This window comes from Deltaproteobacteria bacterium (genome assembly GCA_020845895.1).
GTDB lineage: Bacteria > Lernaellota > Lernaellaia > JACKCT01 > JACKCT01 > JADLEX01.
In genome coordinates, this window is record JADLEX010000096.1 from 1 (window position 1) to 19,167 (window position 19,167).

The window sequence follows — 19,167 nt, forward strand, 5'->3', positions numbered from 1 at the left end:
CCTCACGCGTCCGTTACGTCCGGAAAGCGATATGATCCGCGATCTGAACAGCGACGACCTCGAGGCCCTCGGGGTCGATCTGGTGTGCGTATGTTCCGACCGCGACATTTATGTCGTGCCGGCCGATCGTATGGCGCACCCCGCCGCGCGCAACCTGACTGTCCGCGGCGTTTCTCACTCGCAGCACCTGATTTCGACCCGGGTGTTTCGCCTCGTCGCGCGGACGCTTGATGAAGCCGACGGCGAATCCGACGCCGAGCGCATCACTCGAACACGGCGATCGAAGCGCCCTCGCTCGCGGACGGCCAGTTCCGAACTGCCATCGTTCGCCCGTTGAACTCCATTTCGATCGAGCGATCCGTCTCGGTATTGACGAACAGGTCGAATCCCGCGAGGAACGGAAAGCCAGAGAACAGCCCGCCCGCGGGTTCGGCGTCGGTCTCCCCATTGTCGTTGGCGTCGAAATAGAAGATCGCGATCGCCGTTCTTTCGGCGGGTGTGATTTCCTCGGTGGAGAGTTCGTATCCATCCACGAACAGCGTGTCGCGCCCGGCCACGGTGGCCTGATTCGGGGTGAAGGTGATGAAGACGGCCCGATCGTCGGCGAATTCGATCTGACTGATGATCTGCCCGGCGAGCGAATCCGGGTCGGGGAACGTGCGCAGGTACACGAGATCGTTCGAGCGCGCGAAGGGCTCGCGATAGTAGTGGATCGGGTATTGATCCACGCCGGCCGGCTCGACCAGAAACTCGTAGTACGTGTCCGGTTGCGCGTCGAAGGGACCCCAGTAACCGAGGTCGTCGGACGTGAACTCGGCGACGGGATCATCCGTTTGCCGCAGGCCCGTCGCGGGATCGACGGACCACACCTTGATCGGCGTGAGTGCCCCGGGGATGTTTTCGCCGAGCGTCACCACGCGTCCCCACGCAATCGGGTCGTCCTCGGGTTCGATGTCGGTCGTCGCGGGTTCATCGCCGTCGTGAAAGAAACTGAACATCGCTTCGAAGGACTCCTTCGACGCGGCTGTCTGCATGTGGTCCTGATCCTCGAGTTCCACGTTCGTCGCGCCGGGAATCGTCCCCACGCCCGCGATCAGATCTCCCGCCGAAGAGATCGTGATCGTCGGCACGCCACCCGGCGGCGAGACCCATCCGCCCGCCGCGACGTGCGCGTAGTGGGCGACCTTGGCCGCCCGCGCCGGTGCCGACAGATACTGAATGCCGACGCCACCGCCGCGCGAGTGCCCCGCCAGATCCACCTGCGTCGCCCCGGTTTCGGCGAGCACGGCGTCGATCAGCGCATCGAGATTCGCGACGTCGGAGAGGCCGAGGCCGAGCGTGTTGTAGTCGAAGGCACTCATGCGATCGAGGCAGTGGCCGTTCGTGGCGAAGCGCATCGTGTGATTCGCCCAGGTGTCGCCCGCCGCGAGAAAACCATGGACGAAAACGATGGGGCGCAGCGATTCGTCGCACGCAGGTCCGGAATCGTCATCCGCATCGTCATCGGCGTCGTCATCGGCATCATCGTCGGCGTCGTCGTCGCTCATGTCGTCATCCGAGTCATCGTCGTCGACCGGTTCCGTGTCGTAACTCGCATCATCGTCATCGTCGTCCCCGCACCCGGCCGCGACGACGAGCGTCATGACGATCGCGAGAAGCATGGCGAACAGCGAGAAGGGGCCTCGGATCATCGGTCACCTCACGGCATTCATCGCGAAATCAATTGAACGGCTCCGTCGTGGCATTGACGACAAGCACAAACGAGATCGTCGCGCCGAAATCCGCCGGCGCGGACTCGGGGCTGACGCAATGGGAAAATTCCTCGTCGCGATTCGTGAAGAAGTACTCGACGAACTCGCGCACCTCTGGCGAGACCACGACATCCTGCTCGTCCGCCGATCCCGGTTCGAGGTCGATCGTCGCGCCGTTCACCGGGGGAAACTGCGTGCCGTAAAAGGTCAGCATCGCGATGACAGCCTCGGAGTCCCCGCTCCACGATGCGTCGGAGTAGCTCGCGCGCATGCTGTGCAGGCTGATATCGGTGAGATCGACGTCCGCCGGCCCGATCCCCGCGTCGGCCAGCAACGCGTTCATCGTCGTCGCCGCGCAGGCCGCGCCCTCCGGCGGACTCGCCTTCGCACCGCCGCCCGCGCCGACCTCGATCGAATCGAGTTCGAGACGCACGGTTTTCGTCGTGGAAGCGGCCTCGTCGTCATCGTCATCATCGTCGCCGCACGACGCCGACGTCAGCGCGAGCGCGAAAAACAGGGAGCCGATCATCCAGGTCACGAACCATCGCATCCGCATGCACGACACCTTTCCATTCGCCCGAGAAACGAACATCGACATTCTAGCCGCATTTCAATCCATCGTCAGGACGAGCTTGCCCGTCGTCGTGCCCGATTCGATCGCCGCGTGCGCCTCGGCGACACGGTCGATGGGGAACGCGCGCACCGGCGCGAGGGCAATCTTTCCCTCGGCTTCCCACTCCATCATGCGCGCGATCGCCTCGATCAGGATCGCTTTGCGCTCGAACAGGTAGCTCAGGTTGAAGGCGAGCACGCTCTTGTTGTCCATCGTCAAGTCCATTGGATTGAAACGCGGGATCTTGACGAAATCCTTGACGAGCCCCGGCCATTCGCGCCACGTCACGCGTCCGCCCTGCCGAGGCATCATGCCGGAGAAACCATACACGACAAGCTTGCCCGCCGACGCGAGATGGCGGTAGCTGTCTTTCAGTGTCGCGGGACCGTTGGCGTCGGCGATGACGTCGAACCCGCCGGGGGCGATGCGTTTCGCCGCGGCCCACAGGTCCTCGCGCGACTTGTCGATCACCTCGTCGCAGCCGTTCGCGCGGGCGACGTCGATCTTGGTCGAACTCCCAACAACGCCGACCGTGCGGCACCCGGCGATGCGCGCGAGCTGCGTCATGGCAAGTCCCACGCCGCCCGCGGCCGAATGGATGAGGATCGACGCGCCCGGCCGGGGATGCGCGAGTTCATACAGCGCGTAGTACGCCGTCAGATACACGGTGGGGAATCCCGCCGCCTGCTCCACGGTCCAGCGTGCGGGCACCGGGAAGACCTGATCTTCAGGCAGGACGACCTTCGAGGCGTAGCCGCCGAAGAGCGTGCCCGCGAAGACCGCGTCGCCGGTCTTCAGGCGCGTCACGCCCTCGCCCACCGCGCTCACGACGCCCGCGACCTCGAAACCCGGTGTCACGGGCCAACCGACGAGTTCCTTCTGCGACTTGTAGAACCCCATGCGAATCACGACGTCGGCGTAGTTGATGCCAGCCGCGCGCACATCGATCGCGACCTCGCCGCGCTTCGGCGGCGCGGGATCGGGGAGCGTTTCGACGCGAAGCGACTCGTAACCGCCGGGCCGATGAATGACGACAGCACGCATGGTTAGAGGAAGTAATCGGGCAGCAGGTCGGCGCCCGGAACATACGCGTAGGTGTCGAAGTCGGTGACGCCCGCTTCGCGCAGAACGTCCTCGTCGATGAGGAAGTGTCCCGTGCATTCGCGCGCGGTGCGCGTCACAACGGCGTGCGCGGCATCGGCCATGATCTCGGGCTTGCGTGAACGCGACATCGTTTCCTCGCCGCCCAGCAGGTTTTGCACCGCCGCGGTGGCGATGATCGTGCGCGGCCACAGGGCGTTGACCGCCACGCCCTGCTCGCGAAACTCCTCGGCCATGCCGAGCACGCACATGCTCATGCCGTATTTCGCCATGGTGTACGCGGTGTGGGGCGCGAACCAACGCGGCTCCATCGAGAGCGGCGGTGAAATATTAAGGATATGCGGATTCTCCGCCTTCAGCAGATACGGCAGGCACGCCTGCGAGCACGCAAAGGTGCCGCGCGTGTTGATCTGATGCATCAGGTCGTAGCGTTTCATCGGCGTTTCGAGCGTCCCGGTGAGCTGTATCGCGCTCGCGTTGTTGATGAGGATATCGATGCCGCCGAAACGCTCGACCGCGGCGGCGACGGCCGCGGCGATCTGTTCCTCAAAACGTACATCCACCATGCACGCCAGCGCATGACCGCCCGCGTCTTCGATCTGCGTCGCGGCGGTGTGGATGGTCCCCGGCAGCTTGGCGTGCGGCTCGCTCGTCTTGGCGGCGATGACGATGTTCGCCCCGTCGCGCGCGGCTCGCAGCGCGATGGCGAGGCCGATGCCGCGACTCGCGCCCGTGATGAAAATGGTCTTGTTTCGAAGCGTCTCCATGACTCCCCCGGGCGATCGGATTGATGCTGGTGTCGAAACTTAATCACGGATCGGCGCGAACGCAACGCCGACGTGGCGGATTTTCGCTTTACACACCCCGTTCGCTTTGCTAATCACAGTTCAGGGGGTACCCATGACCAAGAATGACAAGGCGCAGGCGCGCAAGCGCCAGGAACGGGCCATGAAAAAACGCGGCAAGGATGTCGTCCGGCATCGCACGCGAAGCTCGACGATCCTTTCCGAGAATACGATCCAGCATCAGATGCTGGGGGAATTCGGCAGCGTCGAGAACTTCATCCGCAACATGCGCCGCCTGGGCGAGCTGTTCCGCGAGGACGAGAGCCTCAAGACGCTGCGATTCGACGCGGCGGCGATCTACGCCAAGCTCGATCTCGCCGAAGCGAAGACCAACGCGGCGCTTCGCGACTTCTACAGCAACGACGACTTCACGTATTTCGCGGAGGAATTCGAGGAGTTCTGGAAGGAGCGACGCGGCGAGATTCTGCCCGACCTCGTGAACGACGAACGCGCAAACGAGATCGAGCGCATTTTCAAGGTGCTCATGCAAAAGAAGAAGGGTTTCAAGAAAGACTACCGCGCGGTGCTCGCGGGGCATTTGCTGATCCAGTCGCACCAGCTCGCGCGCAACGAGACGCCGATCGCCGAGAACAACCTGTGGGAAATGATGTTCAACGCGACGATCAAGGAAAACAAGGTCGAGCTTCCCGAACCGCGACCCGAGGAACCGAAAGAAGCCGAAACCGAGGCGGATGCCGTCGCGCCGGTCGACGCCGCGCCCGATGCGTCCGAACCCCCGGCCGCGGACTGATCGCGCCGCCGTTCATGGGCCAGCATCGATCCCACTACCGCGTCATCTTCGGCGACACCGACGGCATGGGGATCGTCTACAATGCGAACTACCTGCGTCTGTTCGAGATGGCGCGTACCGAGTGGTTCCGCGAGCTGTTCATTCTTCCCCTTCAGATGATCGAGCGCGACCTGTACACGATCGTCGTCAAGGCGTTCGTCGCCTACCACGCGCCCGCGCGCTACGACGATGTGCTGGCCATCGACGCCTGGATTCCCGCATCCAAGGTACAGCGCGCGTCGTTCCGGTTCGAATACCGCGTCACGAACACGGTTGATGATCGCCTCGTGGCGACGGGTTACACGGTGCACGCGCTCACCAGCCGCGAGGGCAAGCTCAAACGAATGCCGACCGAGTTTTACGAGGATGTGCTGCGGCTCGCGGTCGATCGCCCGGTGCTCGACGAAGGGCACCGCTGACGACGGGTCAGAGGCGCAGGTCGAACCGACACCGCGCTCCCGCGAGCACACTGTAGATGGTGAGGTCGAGGCTCTCTTCGCCGGAATCTCCCGTCCCCGCGGACTCCTCGCCCGTCGAGACGAGATCGACCGTCGAGATCATGCCGTAACCCAGAAGGCCAAACGAAAAATCGGGCGAGATCTTCCAGTCGTAACCCGCGCCGACGAGGAAGCGCAGGTTGCGCATCTGCCGGTCGGTTTCGAAGGTGCGCGACGCGATCTTGCGGTCATCGCGGTCGCGGATGTCGAGCTCGGTCCCCCCATTCGCATTGAAGGACGTCGCCGCCAGGAGATAAACGCGGCGGCTTGCGTCGCCGACGAGTTCGTAGGTCGCCTGCACGCCGAGTTCCATGAACGACATGGTTCCCGACGCGGTCTCGCCGCCGGGCAGATCGAGATTCACCCATTGAACCGGAAACCCGAATCGGAGCCCCATCGTCCAGGGCGTACGGGCATATCCGAACGTCGCCGCCGGCATCAGCAACACGTTGTACGAGCCGGTGTGGACATCGCGCGTGTCGAACGCATCGCCGGTGGACGACCATTCGCCCTTGTCGGTGACGAAAAGGCTGGCCGCGGCCTCGGGCGAGATGAAGACGGACCGCTCGATCGGCGCATCGGCGGCGGACGAACTGCCCGCGAAGCTGAACAGCATCAGGACCACCGCGAGGCGAGCGATCCTATTTGCCGAAGATCTTTTCGTTTTCCTTGGCGTCGTTGGCGATCTCTTGTTGCCAGTCGCGAGAGTTGGGGCGAGCATTCTTGAACTCCTCGAACCACACCTTCGCGAGTTCGCGTCGATCGACCCCTTCCGGCGCGACCTGCATGTCGAGCTGCGCCAGCGTCAGATCGAAATCGGAGTTGATCATCGTCTGCGGATCCATCCCAAATTCGGTCAGCGCCTGTTTCAGCTCTGCCGGGGGCACGCCGAAACGCCGCGCCAGATCGTGGATGTTCTGCAGCCGATACCCTCCATCCACGGTGATGCCGAGATGATACGCGCAGAACAGCTCGAACGGATCGATCCGGCCTTCCGCGTCGCGGATCGTCTCCGGGCGCCGCTGCTGGTGGCGTTGGCGCGGCTGGCCCTGGATCGGTCCGGAATTCGGCCCCGGCTTTTGCGGTTCGCGCCCGCCGAACTTGGCGAAAGGCTGCTGGCCGCTGTTCGGACCGCGCCGGAACCGCCCTTGTCCACCCTGCCCTCCCCGGTTCGGGCCCTGCGGTCCCTGACCGCCGCGCCCCCATCGAAGGTCCTGACGTCCGTCCTGTCCGCGTTGCTGCGGGGGATTCGGATTGCCTCGCGGGTTGGAACCCGGTCCGCCTCGCGCATTGTTGTTCGGGCCGCCCTGGGCGTTGTTGCTCTGGCCGCCGTGGGCGTTGTTGTTCGAACCGCTCCGCGCAGTGTTCTGCGGATTCTTATGATGATGCTTTCTGCGCGGCGGGTCGGACCGGAATCTGTCGTTGCTGTCGTCGTTCACTCACTCTCCCTCATCGGATGTTCGTCCGTTGATGACTGCGTCTCCGGGCGCACATGCGCCACGATCGGGCATCCCAAGCCGGTCCCAAACGGAACCGGCCTCGGCTTTACCCCCGAGTGGAATCGAACCACCGCACACGGCTTCGGAGGCCGCTGCTCTATCCACTGAGCTACGGGGGCTCACTTCGAATTGTTCATCGGTACCAACGTATCCTGTGACCCTTGGCCCCGGAATTCGTCTTCGGGGCGCCACGCTGCGCGAACGTCTCTCGTTTTCCACGTGCGAGACGAGGCCCACGGTCGGACGCCGTCGGCTCTTCGCGGCCGACTTCTGGAAGTCTGTGGACCCGATTCCGCGGACCGATCCGAAAGAGTTGCGTGCGCCGCTTTTACCGGCGCGCGTCCCGGGTCGTATCGACTCCGGGAGTCGTATCTCGGTCCCTCAGGGATATCATCGGCGGAATCGGGGTCGGTCTTGAACCGTCTCCGGTTTTCGTGACCGACATCCTCCGGCGTCATTCAGACCGGGTTGGATGGTAGCGGGATCGAACCGCCGGCCTCAGCCTTGCGAAGGCTGCGCTCTTCCAACTGAGCTAACCACCCGCTGGAGACGGCGCTATACCAAGTTTCCCCAGTCATTTCAAGGGCCGCGGCGTATCTCGCGGGAACATCCTCGCGAGACGTTCATCCCGTACGTGTTGTCACGAACGATCCGCGTTTGCGTTCGACGCACCCATCGAATAACATGCGGTCTTGATTCGCCGCCACCTGGAACGGCGGAATTTCATCGGCGGGGCACGTGAGCAAATCCGTTCTGATTGTCGATTACGAACGCCGGGATGCCGACGCGGTTTCCCGTTATCTGAACGAATACGGCTACCGGGCGGCGATCGTCACGCAGGGCGAGCATGTCGTGCGTGCGTTTCGCGAGGGCGACTTCGACCTCGTCCTCGTCAACCTGCTCATGCCGGACGTGAGCGGCGTCGAGATCTGCAAGCGCCTGAAAAGCTACGAACAGGGCATCCGCACGCCCGTCTATTTCCTGTCGCCGCTCGCCACCGGTCACAACATGGCGAACCGTCAGAACGGCGCCGAGGGAACGCTGACCAAGCCGATCAATCTCGGTCAGGTTCTCGAAATCGCGGAACGCCATCTGGGACCTGGTGATCCGGAGGTGACGGCCGACGCCAGGCGTTCGGCCACGCGTCGCGATGACGCGGCGAAGCGGAAGGACCAATCGACCGCCTCCGCCGCCGCCGAGCCCGCGTCGACGAAGTCCGCGCGCACCGTCGATTCGAAACCTGAATCCGGTCCCGGAGACGTGTCCAGCCAGAAGGAAGGTGCATCCCGCGCGAAGGAAGCGGAAATCGGCGTCCGGCGAAAAGCGGACGAAAAGCCGTCGGAGTCCGGACGGATCGAACGCACGGGCATGGGTCGGCTGATCGCCCAGCTCGGACGCGGGAAATCCACGGGGCGTCTCGAGATCGAGATCGAGGGCAAGCGGGTCGCGATCCGCTTCGATGCCGGATTCATCGTCGGGCTCGGTTCGGGAGACTTCGTCCCGTGGCTGGTTCGGCAGGGCAAACTTTCCGAGGCTGACGCCGACAAGGTGCGTGAGTTGCGTCAGCGCCGTCGCGGCGAGGTGATCGAGGTTCTCAAGTCCGAGAAAATGCTGGGCGGCGTCGAAGTGGACATGCTGCTCGATCGTTGGCGGATCCAGGCGCTCAAAGATGCCGTTTGCCTCAAGCTCGGGGACTACAAATTTTTTCCCGGCGAGGTGACGCGGACGATTCACGTCGATCCCCTCATCCTCGTCCATCACCACTTCAAGTCGTTGTACGCCGGATCGGCGCTCGCCTCCCAGGTCGAAACCGATCTGCGTGCCGCGAAACCCCTCTTCGCGACCGGCGATCCGATCAAGCGTCAGATCCCCACCGATCCCGATCTCGCGCTCGTCCTGCATGCCGCGGACGCGGGCGCGAGCCTCGCACAGATCCGGGAGTTGGTGCCGAACTCCCGCGACGCCGATGCCGCCGTATATGCCCTGTGGCTGACCGGCAACGTCACGCAGGATCCTTCGGCGGCGTGGCGCGTTCCCACGGCCTCGCCCGCGGCGACCGTGGAAAAGTCCCCGGCGCGACCTTCGATCGAAATTCCGACCGAGGAACCGCTTTTCGATCTCGATGTCGATCCCGACCTCGTCGCCGCCGAGCCCGCGTCGAGCGAAACCCAGAACGGTTTTGGCGATTTCGAAAAGAGTTTCGACGCGGAGTTCGAGGCGGAGTTCGAGACCGAAGTCGTCGCCGACGTCGAGACCATGACGATCCCCGCCCCGAAAACGGCCGCCTCGCGGCCCGCCGTGGACGCCGTGGACGCCGTGGACGCACCGACCATTTTCGCGGACGAATTTGGGGATCTGGAAAGTGACGGTGACTTCGTCGATCCGGATTTCGAGGGACTCACACCCGACGCCGCAACCACCCCGCGCTCGAAATCCGCGCCGCGCGTCGACGCGCCGGGGCGTCGAGAGTCCACGCCCGCCGATCTCGCATCCAAATCGTCGAAAGCGGAGCGACCGGAGGCAAAGAGCGTCGACGAATTGCAGGCCGAGATCGACGGGCTGGTCGGCCGGACTCGATCGGCCGTGGCTTACGTGGACGACATCGCTCCGGACCCGCACGTGACCACCGAGGAGCTTCTGCGTCGCGGCGACGAGCTCATGCGCGACCGCGTGTATTCCAAGGCGCAGGACTTTTTTTCCGAGGTCGTGCTGCGCGAGCCGAAGAACGCCGAGGCGTGGACGCGTCTGGCGCGCGCGCAGTATCGAAACCGTTTCGAGGATCGGCTTGACCGCACGCTCGACGCGGTGCGCTCTTGCCGTAAGGCCGTCGCGGTGAAACAGGATTTCCTCGGCGCGTACCAGACGCTCATCAAGATTTTCGAGGAAGAGAACAAGCCCGAAATTGCGCGGTCGGTCGCGCTCGCCGCCATCGAGTTCCACCCCGGCGACGAGGAACTCTCGAAGCGGCTTCGCACGATCGAACGCCGCATGAAACGCGCGACGACCTGACGCCCGGGCGCGGACGCGCGGCAGCATTCCCACCGGCCCGAAAATCCGTACAATGCCTGCGTGCCGTCGCGTTCTCCGGTACCGATTTTGTTTTGCACATCGAGAGGATGGTCATGCCGATTCCCGGACTCGCCAAATCGCCGATCATCTATGTCGGCAGCGTGAAGAATCTCCGACGCAAAAAACCCGCGACCGCGAAGACGCCGGGCGTCCTGTGGTTCGAGTACACCGACGACTATTCCGTCTTCGACTACGGCAAAATGCCCGACCGCATCCCCGACAAGGGCGCGGCCGCGGCGATGATGACCGCAGTGCTTTTTGAGCAGATCGCCGCTGCCTCCACCTGGCGCGCGTTCGACGACACATCGACCTGGTCGCAGATCAAGGACAAGGCGCTGCGCGAAGAACTTCGCAAGTCCCCGGTTCTGGCGGAGTGGAAAAAGACCGGAGCGCCGACGCACTACCAGGGCATTCTCGACGGAGACGGCCGGCCGCTACCCGTGTCGAAACTCAAGTCGCCCAGCAACGTCGTGCAGGTCTCGTCCGTGCGCATCATCCATCCCGAGCCCGCGATCGTCTCGGGCCGCAAGCTCTACAACTACGGCGCGTTCACCCCCAAACTCGACAACCATCTCGTTCCGCTCGAGTGCATCTTCCGCTTCGGCGTGCCGCGCGGATCTTCGCTGCTCAAGCGACTCGCGAAGAATCCCGCCTACGGCGAGGAGATCGGCCTGACGAAGCCCGTGCAGGAAGGCGACGTGCTGCCGCGCCCTATCGTCGAGTTCTCCACCAAGCTCGAACCCGCCGACCGGATGGTGCCCTACGACTTCGCCATGAACGCCGCGGGCATGACCGGCGACGAGTTCCGAACGCTCGTGCATGGAACGATGCTGCTGGCCCTGTGGCTGCGCGGCGTTTTCGCGCGCCATGGCATCAAACTGTGGGACGGAAAATTCGAGTTCCTGCGCATCGGCGGGCGGCTGGTGCTCGGCGACGCGATCACGGCGGACGAGCTGCGCCTCACGTATCGCAACCTGCAGGTCAGCAAGGAACCGCTACGCCAGTACCACCACCGCTATCATCCGACCTTCGTCGAGGCGATGGAAAAAGCGAAAAAGATTTCTCAGCACGACGACCGCCCGCTCGCGCAGATTGTCGAATCGCTCGGCCACCCGCCCAAACCCGTCGACCCCGGCGTGGTCGCGGCGGTCTCCGACATGTATTGCGGCATCACCGAGGCGCTGGTCGGGAAACCCGTCTTCGGCGGACGCGCGACGCTCGATCAGGTCGCGAAGAAGCTGAAGAAATACGGCATCGCGTGAGCGCGAATCCGCCGCTCGCCGGAAGGTTCGTCGTCGAACCGGACGGCGCCTGGCGTCACAATGACGAGGAGATCACGCACGAGCGCACGTGGAAGCTCTTTTCCACGGCGCTCCGGCGCGACGACGACGGGCGTTATGTGCTCGCGATCGGACGTGAGCGGGTCTTCGTCGAAGTGGTGGACGCGCCACTCATTGTCACCGCGCTGCGACTGGAAGACGGCCGCGTCCGGCTGCGCTTTCACGACGACACGTATCATTTGCTCAATCCGCGCACAGTCCGATTTCAAGGGAACGTCCCGTATTGCGAAGGCCGTGACGGACTGCCCGCGAAGTTCTCGATCGCGGCTTACCACCAACTCGCCGAGCACATTCACGAAACCGAAGAGGGCTTTGAACTGCGCCTCGGCGATGCGGCGGTCGCACTCCCGCCGCAAACGAATTAGCGCGCCTGGGGTTTCGCCAGCAGGTTTCGCCCGCCCGTCGCGAGCACGTATCCGCCCGCCGCGATGAACGGAATCTGCGAAAGCAGGTGCGTGACGATGGCCGCGGCGAGGGAGACGTCCTTCGGCAGGCCGAGCAGCGTCGCACCGGCGATGAAGCCAAGGTGATAAGTGCCGATAAATCCCGGCGACGACGGCAGCGCGATGGCGAAGGCGATCGACAGGACGATCACGAAGCCCGCCCACAGCGGCACGTCGATCCCCGCTCCGCAAAACACGCACACGCTCGGAAACGTCGTGACGCTCCACGTGGCGAAGGATAGCGCCACCACCGCCGCCGCGCTCGCGCCGGAGTCGAGCGACGCGAGACCGCCGAGTGCGTCGTGGATCCATCGGCGCAGCCGACCGGGCTCGGCGGCCTTACCCAGCACCGCGTCGCGGTTGCGGCTCAGAATCCATCCCCCGCCGAGCGTCGCGACGCACGCGCAGATGGCGGCGATGGCGAGCGTCGCGGGCGGGAGCGGCAATCCCGGGAACCGGTCGCCAAGCGTCAGCGACACGGCGACCGCGCCGATCGTCGAGATCGTGATGACGTCGAGCACGCGTTCGAGGACGAGTCCCGTTGTGGTCGCGAGCACGCCCGCGCCCGTACGCCGGGCGAAATACGCGATGCGCATCGCCTCGCCCGAACGCATGGGCAGAAGGCCGTTGAAGAAGATCGACACGAGCACGGCTTCGAGCGACGCGCGATAGGTGGAGCCCGATCGGCGCAGGAACACGTGCCAACGCCACGTTCGCAACAATGTGCCCACAATCATGAAACCGAGCGCCGCAACCATCGACAGGGGATGGATCGAACGGATCGCACGCCACGCCTCGGCGAAGTCGACATTGCGCAGCGACAGCCAGAGCGCCAGCACGGTGATGATGAGCGACAGGCCGATCGCAACGGACCGACGGCGCAAAATCCGCGTGAGCCGTTCAAACGACCCGGCGAGCGACTCGTTCACGACGCCGCCGCGAGTTCGGTTGCGATCGCCTGCCAGACCTGATCCGTCCCGATGCGGTCCATGCAATCGATCGTGCGGCAGCGTTTGACGTAGCCGAAGATCGAACACGGACGGCATGGCACGCGCGTCGAAACACCGACGCCCATCCCCGGCGGCGGACCCCACTTGCGTTCGTCCGACGCGCCGAAGAGCACGACGGACCGCCTGCCCAGCGCGAGGGCGAGGTGCGTGACTCCGGTGTCGCAGCCGACGTACAGCCGCGCGCGCGCGACCACCGCGGCGGTTTCGTCGAGGCGTAGGCGGCCCACGAGACTCACGACGCGCCGATCGTTGACCGCGTGCAGCACGTTTTCCGCGAGTTCCCGCGCGTCGGCGCCGCCGACCAGCACCACCCGTCCCGCGTCCCGCGCGAGCAGACGCCGCACGATCTCGGCCCAGCGCCCCGCCGGCCATTCCTTCCCGCGCGCGCCGCCGTAGGGAAACACCACCAGCGGGCGCTCGGCGTCAGCGGGAAGTCCCGGCACCTCGCGTGGCAATTTCGCCCGGTCGAGCAGACCCGCGAGTTCGATCGTCGTCTCGCGCGGTCCGCACAGCGGCTCGACGAGATGGTCGAACGCCTCCGACTCGTGGCGATCCATCGGGTAGTCGACGAGGTGCGTGTAGAGCTCATTGCGTTCGGGCTTGATCTTGAAGCCGATGCGCACCGGCGCGCGAGAAAGCAGCGTGAACACCGCCGACGCGTAGTGAAACTGCTCGGTGTCGATCACCACGTCGAAGTCGCCCGAACGCAGTCGTCGCCAGAATGTCCACGGTTTTTCGTCAAGCGTCAGGACCTCGTCGAACAGATTCGTCATGGCCGCGATGGCGCGGTTGCGCTTTTGCGCCACGAGCGTGATGCGCGCGGCGGGGAAGCGGTCGCGCACGCGGCGCACGGCGGGTAACAGGAGGATCAAATCGCCGATTCCGCCGGGACGAATGACGAGCACACGCCGAACGTTCTCGGGGGCGATCTCCACAAATGGAGGACCGAACGTGCGACGGAAGTGCCGCCAGCCGAGCCAGCGCGCGAGAATCCCCGCCGCGTAACGATCCGCCCACTTGAAGAGATCGGTCGAGGCGATCATGCGGCCGGCTCGTTCGAGGTGGCGGGCGGATCGGGATTTGTGCGCGCGAGCCAGTCGTTCAGTCGTCGTTTCCAGAAAAACGAGCACGCGAGGAGCGCGAAGCCCACAAAAGTCATGACGCGGCCGAGCATGTCGGGCGGGGTCGAGCCATAGTAAAGTCGCACCTCGCGCCCTTGGGGATATACGAGTTGGAAGTTCGGTGAGACCTGATAGATACGGTTCGCGCCCTCGACCTTCCAGTTTGGGTAGTAGCTCTGCTTGATGATGTGCGGTTCGCCCGGGCAGTCCGTCGTGAATTTCACCTCGCCGTCCGCGAACGTGCCGATCTCGACGCGGCAGTCACGCCTCGCGGGTTTGTGCGCGGGCAACGTCGCGGGCGACGCGCCGAAGACATCGGGACCAAACGTCACTCCGGGCACCGGCGCGCCGTCTTCTGTCTGAATCCGCACGTGGTAAAACGCGCCGCCCACGCCCTGATTGAGCTTGACGATCAAGTCGTTGCGTCCCTCGCGCAGACGAACGGCCTTTCTCGCGGGATCCTCGGGCTCGTGTCGGCGGAATTTGCCGATGCGCTCACCGTTCCAGAACGCGGCGACATCGTCGTCGTGCGCGAAGAGCAGCACGGCATCCTGCTCACGATCCGAATAGACTCCGGCGAAGGCGTACACGACGAGATGATGTGATGGATTGAGCATCGCGTCCACGTCGATCTTGCCTTCCCGGACGAACGATCGCCACTCCATGCCCTTCACGTCGCGCCCGGGCCGCAGTTTGGCCTCATCCTCGCCCGTGGGATTCCAGTCGAGTTCCTTCTTCAGATCGGGTTCATGGAAGAATGGGCCGACCATGCTCCACGACGGGATCTCGGTGCGGTCGGGTCGCCCCTCCGCGATGAGGCCGAAGTAGGTCGCGAGGTCGTACTCGGGCCCGATCCCGGCGTCCGGCACGTCCTCCCCGGGTTCCACGTACGCGAAGGGTCGGTCGAGCAGCGCGGGCAGCGCGAACCACTCGATTGCGCGTTCCTTCCAATTGTCGGTGCGCAGCAACGCCGGATGGTGTTCGGGAACATCAACGAGCGGCGTCGGTCCGCCGTCGCGCGCGAAGACCTGATAGTCCGCGATCTGTCGCACCATCGTCCAACCGGGCCGGCCGACCATCTCTTTTTGCAATCGGTCGTAGTACGCCACGAAGTGACTGACCGAAAACAGCTCCATGTGACGCAGCCCCGCGTCGAGTTCGAAGCCCGGGGCATTGACGAGCTTGGGGAATCCCGCGCAACCCTTGGAGATCTCGCACTGCACGGTGTAGCCGAATAGCGCTCCGGTCGCCGAGTTGACGATGTCGCCGACGAGAAATGGTTTGCCGATCATCGCGGGAAACGCTTCGAAGATACGGTCCGAACCGAATCGGTTGTTCGCGCCGGTCTGATCGACGACGAAGCGTCCCGGCGTGTCGCGCATCGTCTCCATCATCTCGGCGAGAATCGGATACGCGCGCTTGCGCTCCACGCCGTCCATGTTCCACTTGTACCAGCCCGAAACCTCGTCGCGGTCCATCGACTGCAATCCCAGCACGATGACGCACAGCGCCGCCGTCGCGGCTCGTTCATAGGTGAGCCAATCGATCAGATACGATGCGCCCAGTGCGACGAGCATGACGAACGCGAACCAGATGAACGGCCAGAACCGGATGTTGCCGAAGCTGGAATTGATCTTGCCGCCCACGTGCCAGAACACGAACGACACCGCCAGCATGATGGCGAACAAGCCGCCGACGCGGTGCTTCTTCCAGATCGCGAATCCGATGCCGGGCAGTGCCAACGGCGCGATATACGCGGCCCACGTCGGGAAGGTTTTGAGCAGCACCTCGTCCCAGTCGCCGCCGAACTCCACCGACCACGCGCCCTTGAGCATCAGCGGAACGAGCCAGAATCCCGCGCACAAAACGCCGATGATGCCGCTGGGCAGAAGCGCCGCCGAGCGCCCCCACCAATCGCGCCCCCACAAAAACACGCACAGGCCGATCACCATGATGGCGATGAGCGTCGTGAAGAAATGCGAATAGAACAGCAGCGCCAGCAGCACGGCGGTCCAGATCCGCATTCGTCGGTCCTCGAGGTCGCGAAACGCGAACCCCAGAAACAACGCGAAGACGCAGAATGACCACGAGTTGGCGATCATGCCCGCCAGCGTGCTCTTGACGTTGACGCCCCACATCGTGTGCGTCTGGACGAAGACGAAGGGTACGGCGGCGATGGCGGCAAGAATCGGCAACGCCTTGGGGGCGCGGCGGATCTGCCTGATGCCGAAGTACAGACAGCCGGGTAGCGCAAAGATGCCGAGGATGGAGACGATCTTGAACGCGATGTTGGCGGGGATGACGTACGAGAGCACCGCCATCGCGAAGTACGGCAGGATGAAATAGAACTGGTACATGGGAAAGCCCGACCACCAGCCGCCCGCCCAACTGATGACCCGGCCGTCTTTGAGCGTCTCCGCCAGATGCGACAGCAGGTAGTTGTGCGCGGGTGTGTCGCCGCCGGTGGGCGTGGTGTCGAGCACGAGCAGCGAGGGCGGAAAGTACGTCGCCATGAACACGGCAATCGCGATGAGCACGGCGGCGTCGGCGAGCCCCCGATGACGATCGCGAATCCAGGCGACGACGGACATGACGCGTGATCGTTTCTAGCGACGGCGCTTCTTGGCGGTTCGCACGCGCCGCGCGATTTCGAGCGCCAGCACCGCCGCGAACGCGATGCCCGCGAGCGCGATGACGTTTCGACGCGCACCGGGCGACATGCCGCCCGCGCCAACGGCGGCCTGCGTGACCGACACGAACGTGTAATGGAATCCCGACAGGTCGTATTCGAAGACAACGAAAATCGGATAGGTCGAACCGGGGAGCGCGGAGAAGTTGTCGATGGCGAGTTGTTGCTGGGCCTGTCCGTTCGCGACGAGCGCCAGATCGAACTCCCTGGGAACGACGGCGAGTTCGCGCGGACCCAAGACGCGCGCGCGCACGGCCTTGTCCACGTTGTCCTCGTTCTTGAGCGCAACGGTCATCGTCCCCGACTTCTTCAGCGTCACCGCGTCGGCCTTGGCGAAGATCCCCGGTCGGCCGCCCGACGGTCCCGCCTGCATCGCCATCACGTTGGTCGCAGTGAGGGGATACTGGTTGAGGTCGGCAAAATCGATCGTCATCACGAAGGGATAAGAGCCCGGCAGCGCGGGCGGATCGCCGAGCGAGAAGACATGCGTCTGACGCTCTTTCGGCGCGAGCGTCGCCCACTTCGGTCCGACCGACGAGCGTCCGAAATACTCGGCGGTGGGCTGCACATCGCGGGCGGCTTCGTCGCCATCGTTCTGCACCCACACCCTTGCGATCGCCTCGTCTTCTTCCAGCGCGAACTCCGCTCCGCTATTGATCGAGATCCGACCCGCGTACGCGGCGGATGCGCCAAACAGCACGAGCGCCGCCGCAACGGCGAACACCCCGGAAATCCGCCCGATTCGTCGAGTCATGTCCGGCCTTTCGCTGATTGGGGCGGAGTATAGGAAGCTTGACCGGGCCGAACAAGCGTCCACGACACGACGATACGCCGCTTGGTGGGTCGAATTCGTCGCGAATCTACTTGCTCAAAAATCCGAGGATGTCGTCGATGCTGGCGGTGGTCAGCACGTCCCAGTCGGTGTCGATTTTGCCGTGCGCATGCTCGGGCGCGGGTTCGTCGAGGATGCGGTCGACGATGCTCATCTGCGGGCGCGGCGCTTCGATCAGACCGAGTTCCTGCGCGATCTTGTCGACCATCTCCGGCGTCAACACGCGCGAGTTGGACAAAAAGCCTTCGAGCAGCATGTTGTCGCAAAGCGTGTTGATGAGGCGCGGCGTGCCCTTGGAGCGCGCGTGGATGCGCTCGATCACGTCGGGCGGGAAGAGGTTTTGCGCGCCGCCCGCGATGCGGCATCGGTGGAAGACGTAGCGGCGCGTCATCTCGCCGTCAAAGGGCTCGAGATTCACGCGCACGGCCACGCGGTTTTTGAGCGGCAGATCGAGCGACAGCGCGCGCTCGGTTTCGGGCAGGCCGAAGAAGATGAAATTGATGAGCTTGCGGCCCTGAATCTCGATGTTGAGCAGTCCGCGAAACTCCTCCATGAGTTCGCGCGACGCGAGCATCTGCACCTCGTCCACGAGAATCACGGCGGTCTTGCCCACATCGTCGATCTGCCGCAGCCGACCGTAAATCTGACCGAGCAGGCCGAGTTTGTCGGCGGCCGGTTCCGCGACGCCGAGCAACCCCGCGATCTTGTGCAGCAACCAGTCGGCCGTCACGTCGCTATGGATGACGACGAGCAGCCCCTTCACGAATTCGTCGGAGGACAGTTCGTCGTACATGCGCCGCGCGAGGGTCGTTTTGCCGTGGCCCACCGGGCCCGTGCACACGGCGAGGCCGCGCCGCGCCTCGATCGCGAAACGCAGCCGCGCGAGACCGCGCTCGTACGGCGCGCCCGGCCAGAAAAAGCGCATGTCCGGCGCGTTGCTGAAGGGTTCGAGACGAAGTTGAAAATGAGTCAGATAACTCATCCGCGTCTCCCGCGCCGCCTTCCGGAGAGGGGCGTTACAAGATCTGGACGTCGCGCGCCGACAACCGGGCACGAAAACGGCCTCACCGTTTCCATTTTCATAGCGAGGAATCCCATAAGAATCAAGTGCTTCGGCCGAGCACTTCAATTTTTACTTGAAGGGTATCCCCCCTCGCGTCGAAAGCCGTGCGCTACAAGATCTGGACGCCCCGTTCGCGGAGTCCAATCGAAAATAACTTCGCATCTCGCCGTCATCCCCTCCCCGGCCGGGCAAAATTTCGTCAAAATGGCGTTTTCTGCCATCAACCGAAGGGGAAGACGACGTGTCGGTGCGTGCGTGCGCATTCTGGATCCTGTTTGTGGCGATCGTCGCGGGGACCTTCGCGGGATGTCCGGCCGAAGACGACTCGGGCGGTTCCGCCCAGATCGAAGACGACGGCGATGACGACGCGAATCCCGCCGACGACGATACGGTGGACGACGATGCGCCGGACGACGACGCGATGCCGTCCTTCGATCAGGAGCGCTTCGACCGACTGCTCGATCAGGCCGGCGGGCTGGAATTTTTCGACATGGCGCCCGTCAA

At 64.2% G+C, this 19,167-nt stretch carries 18 protein-coding genes and 2 tRNA genes; 7 read left to right on the forward strand and 13 right to left on the reverse strand.

The genetic code is table 11. The annotated features are described in order from the left end of the window. The first annotated feature begins 31 nt into the window (after nt 1-31). Entirely contained in the window at nt 32-337 is a 306-nt protein-coding gene (locus IT350_12845; GenBank protein MCC6158933.1) for a hypothetical protein, read from the forward strand. Here the strand turns inward: IT350_12845 and IT350_12850 are convergent. From IT350_12850 to IT350_12865, 4 genes are read right to left on the reverse strand one after another with little or no spacing between them, the layout of a single operon-like run. Then, nucleotides 264-1,691, reverse strand: a complete 1,428-nt coding sequence (locus IT350_12850) for an alpha/beta fold hydrolase (protein MCC6158934.1) — start codon at nt 1,689-1,691, stop codon at nt 264-266. The genes IT350_12845 and IT350_12850 overlap by 74 nt on opposite strands. 28 nt (nt 1,692-1,719) lie before the next feature. Continuing rightward, nucleotides 1,720-2,307, reverse strand: a complete 588-nt coding sequence (locus tag IT350_12855) for a hypothetical protein (GenBank protein ID MCC6158935.1) — start codon at nt 2,305-2,307, stop codon at nt 1,720-1,722. 54 nt (nt 2,308-2,361) lie between these two features. Next, on the reverse strand, nt 2,362-3,408 hold the full coding sequence (locus IT350_12860) for a zinc-binding dehydrogenase (GenBank protein MCC6158936.1): 1,047 nt from the start codon (nt 3,406-3,408) through the stop codon (nt 2,362-2,364). Between the two features lie 2 nt (nt 3,409-3,410). Then, nucleotides 3,411-4,232, reverse strand: coding sequence for an NAD(P)-dependent oxidoreductase (locus IT350_12865; GenBank protein ID MCC6158937.1), 822 nt, complete (start codon nt 4,230-4,232; stop codon nt 3,411-3,413). Between the two features lie 133 nt (nt 4,233-4,365). Here IT350_12865 and IT350_12870 point away from each other — a divergent pair, with 133 nt between their 5' ends. Then, nucleotides 4,366-5,061 carry a hypothetical protein gene (locus IT350_12870; GenBank protein ID MCC6158938.1) on the forward strand — a complete coding sequence of 232 codons (696 nt, stop codon included), beginning with the start codon at nt 4,366-4,368 and terminating at the stop codon, nt 5,059-5,061. 14 nt (nt 5,062-5,075) lie between these two features. Next, nucleotides 5,076-5,519 (forward strand): acyl-CoA thioesterase, encoded by a 444-nt coding sequence (locus IT350_12875; protein ID MCC6158939.1) that lies wholly within the window; start codon nt 5,076-5,078, stop codon nt 5,517-5,519. 7 nt (nt 5,520-5,526) lie between these two features. On the opposite strand, the gene IT350_12880 is transcribed toward IT350_12875, so the two are convergent. The 4 genes from IT350_12880 to IT350_12895 form a co-directional block, all read right to left on the reverse strand. Further along, nucleotides 5,527-6,213: a hypothetical protein gene (locus tag IT350_12880; protein MCC6158940.1), complete on the reverse strand. Its 687-nt coding sequence runs from the start codon at nt 6,211-6,213 to the stop codon at nt 5,527-5,529. 25 nt (nt 6,214-6,238) lie between these two features. Further along, complete coding sequence (locus IT350_12885) at nt 6,239-7,036, reverse strand: hypothetical protein (protein MCC6158941.1); 798 nt, start codon at nt 7,034-7,036, stop codon at nt 6,239-6,241. 107 nt (nt 7,037-7,143) lie between these two features. After that, nucleotides 7,144-7,215, reverse strand: a tRNA-Arg gene (locus IT350_12890). 350 nt (nt 7,216-7,565) lie between these two features. Continuing rightward, nucleotides 7,566-7,638, reverse strand: a tRNA-Ala gene (locus tag IT350_12895). A gap of 196 nt (nt 7,639-7,834) precedes the next feature. Here IT350_12895 and IT350_12900 point away from each other — a divergent pair. The 3 genes from IT350_12900 (at nt 7,835) to IT350_12910 (ending at nt 11,870) form a co-directional block, all read left to right on the forward strand. After that, entirely contained in the window at nt 7,835-10,105 is a 2,271-nt protein-coding gene (locus IT350_12900) for a response regulator (GenBank protein MCC6158942.1), read from the forward strand. Between the two features lie 113 nt (nt 10,106-10,218). Further along, nucleotides 10,219-11,427 carry a hypothetical protein gene (locus IT350_12905; protein MCC6158943.1) on the forward strand — a complete coding sequence of 403 codons (1,209 nt, stop codon included), beginning with the start codon at nt 10,219-10,221 and terminating at the stop codon, nt 11,425-11,427. Then, a complete protein-coding gene (locus IT350_12910) occupies nt 11,424-11,870 on the forward strand; it encodes a DUF1285 domain-containing protein (protein MCC6158944.1) in 447 nt (148 codons plus the stop codon). Before IT350_12905 ends, IT350_12910 begins: the two co-directional genes overlap by 4 nt. Here IT350_12910 and IT350_12915 read toward each other — a convergent pair. The 5 genes from IT350_12915 to IT350_12935 form a co-directional block, all read right to left on the reverse strand. Then, the gene (locus tag IT350_12915) at nt 11,867-12,877 is read right to left on the reverse strand and encodes a flippase-like domain-containing protein (GenBank protein MCC6158945.1); all 1,011 of its coding nucleotides are present in this window, start codon (nt 12,875-12,877) and stop codon (nt 11,867-11,869) included. The genes IT350_12910 and IT350_12915 overlap by 4 nt on opposite strands. After that, nucleotides 12,874-14,001: a glycosyltransferase family 9 protein gene (locus tag IT350_12920; protein ID MCC6158946.1), complete on the reverse strand. Its 1,128-nt coding sequence runs from the start codon at nt 13,999-14,001 to the stop codon at nt 12,874-12,876. Before IT350_12920 ends, IT350_12915 begins: the two co-directional genes overlap by 4 nt. Beyond that, nucleotides 13,998-16,670 (reverse strand): hypothetical protein, encoded by a 2,673-nt coding sequence (locus IT350_12925; protein MCC6158947.1) that lies wholly within the window; start codon nt 16,668-16,670, stop codon nt 13,998-14,000. The genes IT350_12920 and IT350_12925 overlap by 4 nt, the downstream gene beginning before the upstream one ends. Before the next feature lie 15 nt (nt 16,671-16,685). Next, nucleotides 16,686-17,522, reverse strand: coding sequence for a hypothetical protein (locus IT350_12930; GenBank protein ID MCC6158948.1), 837 nt, complete (start codon nt 17,520-17,522; stop codon nt 16,686-16,688). Nucleotides 17,523-17,628: 106 nt separating this feature from the next. Continuing rightward, nucleotides 17,629-18,582 (reverse strand): AAA family ATPase, encoded by a 954-nt coding sequence (locus IT350_12935; protein ID MCC6158949.1) that lies wholly within the window; start codon nt 18,580-18,582, stop codon nt 17,629-17,631. A 322-nt stretch (nt 18,583-18,904) separates the two neighbouring features. On the opposite strand from IT350_12935, the gene IT350_12940 reads away from it, so the two are divergent. Continuing rightward, a partial coding sequence (locus tag IT350_12940; protein ID MCC6158950.1) for a hypothetical protein occupies nt 18,905-19,167 on the forward strand: 263 nt, incomplete at its 3' end.